Genomic DNA, 6,410 nt, shown 5'->3' on the forward strand with positions numbered 1-6,410 from the left:
CCTGAGGATCGGCCCGGAGAGCGTGGCGCGGATCACCTGGGGCCTGCGGGCCGTGGTGGACGAGCTGCGGGACGTGGGCACCGGGTCCGGCGCGGTGCTGGGCAAGGGGTTCTCGGAGCTTGCGATGTCCGGGATGGAGGCCGGGCACCACGGACTCGCGGCGGATTTCGAGGACTACTGCGAGCGGTGGGAGTGGGGGGTGCGGGCCCTGGTCCAGGACGCCAACACCATCGCCGCGAAGCTGGGTCTGGCGGCCGGGATCGTGTGGGAGGAGGACCAGTACGTCCAGGGCACGCTCAAGATCGGTGTGAACGCGCTGGCGGGCGGGAATCCGCATGCCTCGGAGGAGGACATCGTCAAGCAGGACTGGGGCGACGTGTTCACCCCGGACTACCTGAACCCGGACTACAGCCCCGAGTCCTTCCGGCGTGCCGCCGACGAGTCCGCGCAGACCTGGAAGGACACCGGCCGCGCCCTGGTGACGGAGGGCAGCGGCGGCCGGCAGTCGGAGATGCTGAACGATCTGCTCGGCGTCGACCAGGACCGGTTCGACCGGGCGGTGGACGACGTGTTCGGGCCGTCGCCGGAGGAACGCGCCACCCAGCAGCAACAGGGGCAGCAGCCGGGCAGCGGCGGCGGGGGTGAGTGAGGCGTGGGCATCGGCGACTTCATCAGTGACATCACCCCGGACGTGGTCGAAGACGCGGTCGAGGACGGCGTCGAGTGGGTCGGCAACCGGGTCGAGGACGCGGGGAACTGGACGGCGGACCGGATCGAGGACGCCGGCTGGCAGTCCGGGGCGGACTGGGTGCGCGAGCAGTCCCGCTCGGTGGCGAACCGGCTGGGCGCCGAGGTCGACGAGATGGACCTCGGACAGACCGAGGACAAGACCAAACTCGTCTACGGCAGTCCGTCGAAGCTGCGGGCCACCGCCGCCCACCTGCGGGACTTCCAGAAGGCGCTGGACAGCGTCGGCGGCGGCCTGAAAGGGCTGGACGCCTCTACGATCAAGGGCGAGGCCGCGGACGCGTTCCGCCGGACCGTGTCGATCGAGCCGCCCAAATGGTTCAAGGGCGCCGACGCCTGCGAGAAGGCCGCCGGCGCTTTGGACGCCTTCGCCGGCACCGTGGAGTGGGCCCAGGGCCAGGCGCAGCTCGCGATCGACAAGTGGAAGGCCGCGGTCAAGGCGTCGCAGGAGGCGGCGGACGCGCACAACAAGAAGGTCGACGACTACAACGCGGCCGTCGACAAGTACAACGCGCAGCCGGCCGACAAACGCGACCCCTCCTCGCTGCCCTCGAAACCCGGCGCCTTCTCCGACCCGGGCAGGGCCGGGATGGAGGAGGCGCAGCGGATCCTGACCGAGGCCCGCAAGCAGCGCAACACCGCCGCCGAGACCGCGCGCGGCGCGGTCCGCGCCGCCCGTGACACCGCGCCGCCCGAGCCGTCGTACGCCGAGCAGGCCATGGACGGCCTCGAGGAACTGGGGGTGATGCAGACCCACTTCGGCGGAGGCGTCGTCAAGGGCACGGCGGGTCTGCTGAACTTCGTGCGCAGCGTCAACCCGACCGACCCGTACAACCTGACGCACCCGGCCGAGTACCTGATGTCGCTGAACAACACGGCGGCCGGACTTGTCCAGGTGGCCAACGACCCGTGGGGCGCGGGCAAACAGATGGTCACCGACTTCATGAAGGACCCCGCCGAGGGCTTCGGCCGGCTCATCCCCGACCTCGCCCTGACCGCCGCCACCGGCGGCGCCGGCGCCGGCGTCAAAGGCATACGCCTCGCCGACGAACTGTCCGACGCCGCGAACGCCGCCCGCCGAGCGGACAACCCTTCGGACGCGAGCCGCCGTGCCGACAGCAAGACAATGGGCCGGGACCCGGTCGATTTCGCGACCGGACGCATGCTGCTGGCCCAGACCGACGTGTCCCTGCCCGGTGTCCTTCCGCTCGTCTTCCGCCGTGACCACGAGTCCTCCTACCGGGCCGGCGGCTGGTTCGGACCCACGTGGTCCTCCACGATCGACCAACGGCTGACGGTGGACCCGCTCGGCGTGGTCTTTCACGGTGAGGGCAATCTGCTGCTGGCCTTCCCACATCCCGTTCCCGGTGTGCCGGTGCTCCCGGAAGCGGGTCCGCGCTGGCCGCTGGAGCGTCACCCGGACGGCAGCTACACCCTTACCGACCCCGAGGGCGGTCACACCTGGCGGTTCCTGGCCCCACCCTGTGCGGAGCCGGGTGGCGACGGGACCTCACCACTGGTGGAGCTGGCCGACCGCAACGGGAACACAGTCACCGCGGAGTACGACGAAGACGGAATCCCGCTGTCGCTGGTGCACTCCGGCGGGTACCGTCTGCGATTCGTCACCGATGGCGACCGGATCGTCTCGCTCCGGCTCCATGAAACCGAGCTGGTCCGTTACGGATACATCGACGGTCACCTCACCGAAGTCGTCAACTCGTCCGGAGTCCCTCTGAAGTTCGACTGCGACCGCGACGGCCGGATAACGGCCTGGACCGACAGGAACGGCTCCCGCTTCCTCTTCGCCTACGACCAGCACGACCGCTGCGTCTCCCAGAGCGGCGCCGAAGGACATCTGAGATCGGACTTCCACTACTCCGAGCCGGATCCCGACACCGGTCTGCGTACGACGACTGTGACCGACTCCCTCGGACACGTCTGGAACTACACGGTCAACGACCGCTGCCAGGTGATCGCGGAAATCGATCCCACCGGCGCGGCCGTCCGCACCACCCGGGACCGGCACAATCGGCTGCTGACGCGCACCGACGCGCTGGGCGCCACCACGGTCTTCCGCTACGACGAGGCCGGGCGGCTCACGGACGTCACTCGACCCGACGGTTCCGGACTTCATGCCACTTACAACGCCATGGGTTTGCCCGTAGAGGTCGTACAACCGGACGGGGCCTGCTGGAGGCAGGAGTTCGACGCGCGCGGCAACCGCGTCTCAGCCACTGATCCGGCCGGTCGCACCACGCACTGCACGTACGGCTCCTCCGGGGGCCTGACCTCCGTCACGGATCCGCTGGGCGGGGTGACGCGGCTGCGCCACGACGCGGCCGGACTACTCACGGAGCGCGAGGAGCCGACTGGCGGGGTGACGCGGTACCACAGGGACGCCTTCGGCCGCGTGATCGAGGTCATCGGCCCCGACGGCGGCACCGCTCGCTTCGAATGGACTCCCGAGGGGAGACTCTGCCGTCGTACGTGGCCCGACGGCACGGCCGAGACCTGGGCCTATGACGCGGAGGGCAATTGTCTCGCCCACACCGACCCCTTGGGCCGGACCACCCGTTTCGAGTACACCCATCTGGATCTCCTCACGGCCCGCACCAATCCGGACGGAGCCCGTTACGAGTTCGAGCACGACACAGAGCTTCGCCTCACGAGGGTCACCAACCCGCAAGGACTGACCTGGTCCTACGCCTACGACCCCGCGGGACGGCTGATCTCCGAAACCGACTTCGACGCACGCACCAGCCGCTACGAACTCGATGCCCTCGGGCGGGTGGCGGCCCGAACCACTCCCCTCGGCGAGACCGTCCGCTACGAGCGCGACGTTCTCGGCCGTGTGACCCGCAAGGACGTCGCCGACGCGACGACCACGTACGCCTATGATCCGGCCGGGCGGCTGACTCACGCCGCGTGCCCCGACAGCCGGCTGATCCGGCAGTACGACCGCTGCGGGCGGGTCAAGACCGAAATGGTCGACGGCCGGCCCATGACCTACGCCTACGACGCGGCCGGCCGCCGCTCGCGGCGGGTGACACCAGGTGGCCATGCCACCACCTACGCCTACGACGCAGCAGGTCTGCCCACCCGGATGACGGTCGGCGGGCGTGAACTCGACTTCAGCCGTGACGTCATGGGCCGCGAACGCGCCCTGCGATTCGGCGAGAGGCTCGCCCTCACGACCGAGTGGGACGCCATGGGCCAACTGACGTCACAACGTGTCAGCGCCGGAGAACTCACCCTCCAGCACCGGACCTACACCTACCGCGCAGACGGGAGTCTCACCGGCGTCGATGACCAGGTCTCCGGCTCCCGCCGCTTCGACCTGGACTCGGCGGGCCGGGTCACAGCGGTCCACGCACGCGGCTGGACGGAGCGCTACGCCTACGACGAGGCCGGCAACCAGACCGACGCGTCCTGGCCCGCCGCCCACCCCGGGCACGAGGCCACCGGACCCCGCTCGTACACCGGCACCCGCATCACCCGGGCCGGAGGTGTGCGCTACGTCTACGACGCACAGGGGCGCATCGTCCGACGCCAGAAGACCCGCCTGTCACGTAAACCAGACATCTGGTGCTACGAATGGGACGCAGAGGACCGCCTCACCGCCGTCACCACCCCGGATGGCACCCGCTGGCGCTATATCCACGACCCGCTCGGCCGCCGCATCGCCAAGGTGCGGCTGGGAGCGGACGGGACGACGGTCGTGGAGCGGGTCGACTTCACCTGGGACGGCACCACTCTGTGCGAGCAGACGACACATGCGGTCGCTCTCCCCAACCCGGTGACCGTCAGCTGGGACCACGACGGACTGCGCCCACTCGCCCAGACCGAACGCATCACCGCCGCCGACGCGGGCCAGGAAGAGATCGACCGGCGCTTCTTCGCCATCGTCACCGATCTCGTCGGTACCCCCACCGAACTCGTGGACGAGTCGGGAACACTGGCCTGGCGCACCCGGTCCACCCTCTGGGGCACCACCACATGGTCCGCCGACAGCACCGCCTACACCCCGCTTCGCTTCCCCGGCCAGTATTTCGACCCGGAAACCGGTCTCCACTACAACCATTTCCGCCATTACGACCCCGAGACCGCCCGTTACCTCAGTCCCGACCCCCTCGGTCTCGCTCCGGCTCCCAACCCGGTCGCATACGTCCACAACCCCCTCACGTCGTGTGATCCTCTCGGCCTGGCACCGGTCGACGAGTGCCCCCGCGCGCTGGGACTCAGCGAGGACGCCACGCGCGCGATCCAGAAACTGGAGAACATCAAGAAGGACCCCGTGGGGGAAATCAACTCAACACCGAATCACAATCATTACGACGCGGCCCGCCGTGAGGCGAACGGCGAGGTCGTTGCCAGAAAACCGGACGGCACCCCCTTCGACCACATCTCCGACCTCAAGCAGGCGCGAAACGGGCTGGACAACGTCCGACGGGTGCTGGAGAGGGAGATGGAAAACCTACCGGAAGGCATGACGGAACGCGGCCTTGACGTGTTGCTCAAGAAACACAAGGAGACCGTCACCCATCTGGACGCCCTGAACGGCTTTCTCCATTCCATCGGGCATCGCTGATTTCATCCGCCAGGAGTGCGAAGCCGCGTGGAACCGGGCATCGGCGACGGGAACCACGCGGCTCTGCCCGAAACCTTGCGGCTCTGCCCCGACCCGCCGTCCGCGTGTGCGGGGTCAGAACGATGCGAGGAAGGCGTCCACTTCCGGCTTGACGTACGGGGAGAGATCGGTCAGGCCGGTTACAACGTCCCTGAGCTCGAGCGCCAGTTCCGGTTCCCTGTCCCAGACGGCCCGGCTCCTCGTCACCACGGCCGTGAGAAGGTCGTCGTCGTAGAAGCCGCCTCCGGCCTGGCCGGGCGCGGTCTCCCGGAGGATCTCGACCGCCAGGGGCAGCAGCCACTCCAGCCCGACGTCCTGCCCTATGAGCCGCCGGAGCTCTTCGACGGTCAGCTGTCCGACGGGCTTCCGGCGGAGAGCGTGGACGCTGGTGACCAGCGACGTGGAGCCGGCCGGCGGCTCGGGCCAGCGGTCGTTCTCAAGCTGCTCCACGGACTGCGAGCGGTCAACGGATCGTGTCATGCCGTGCATTGTCTCAGGGCCGGCTGCGGCCCGCGCCCCGTCGCCCGGACCGGAGCATCACGACCGCCGCCTCCCCTCGATGAGATCGACCGGTGCTTCTTCGCCGTCGTCCCCGACCTCGTCGGCGCTCCCCCCGAGTCCGTCGGCGAGCCCGGCCGAGTATGTGGTGGATTTCCTCGGAGGACAGCCGTATCCCGCCTCACGCGCGGCAGAGAGGGCGAGGGCGACCGGCGCCTACAGGGCGCTCGACAAGGATGGCGGGAGACCATCACTTCTTCTGGCAACGAGGGTGAGTCTGCCCATGGCGCCGCGCACCAGATCGAGGCCGAGGGCACGCCCGAGAACGCGGACGAGTTCATCGCCTGCAGGCAGTGGCTTCTGGACGGCCGGGTACTGGTCATGGGCGTCGTTCACGAGGACACGGACCTCCCGGTCCGGGTCATCGTCGCGCTGGAGGACCGAGCGTCAGCCTCCACCGGAGACAGCCGCTGAACGAGGCGGCGTCGCCTGGCCCGGGGCGGCGACGCGCGGCCGGGGCGGCGGCGTGATCTGTTGC

The 6,410-nt window shown here is 69.3% G+C and carries 3 protein-coding genes; 2 read left to right on the forward strand and 1 reads right to left on the reverse strand.

Features of this window, described 5'->3' with window-relative positions; genetic code table 11:
* Window position 1: 1 nt before the first annotated feature.
* Both GUY61_RS32645 and GUY61_RS32650 read left to right on the forward strand, forming a co-directional pair.
* Window positions 2-649 carry a hypothetical protein gene (locus GUY61_RS32645; protein ID WP_166633937.1) on the forward strand — a complete coding sequence of 216 codons (648 nt, stop codon included), beginning with the start codon at window positions 2-4 and terminating at the stop codon, window positions 647-649.
* Between the two features lie 3 nt (window positions 650-652).
* Complete coding sequence (locus GUY61_RS32650) at window positions 653-5,335, forward strand: putative T7SS-secreted protein (RefSeq protein ID WP_166633938.1); 4,683 nt, start codon at window positions 653-655, stop codon at window positions 5,333-5,335.
* A gap of 114 nt (window positions 5,336-5,449) precedes the next feature.
* Here the strand turns inward: GUY61_RS32650 and GUY61_RS32655 are convergent, their stop codons facing one another.
* Window positions 5,450-5,854 (reverse strand): contact-dependent growth inhibition system immunity protein, encoded by a 405-nt coding sequence (locus GUY61_RS32655; protein WP_166633939.1) that lies wholly within the window; start codon window positions 5,852-5,854, stop codon window positions 5,450-5,452.
* Window positions 5,855-6,410: the final 556 nt, after the last annotated feature.

This window comes from Streptomyces sp. GC420 (assembly GCF_009916105.1).
GTDB lineage: Bacteria > Actinomycetota > Actinomycetes > Streptomycetales > Streptomycetaceae > Streptomyces.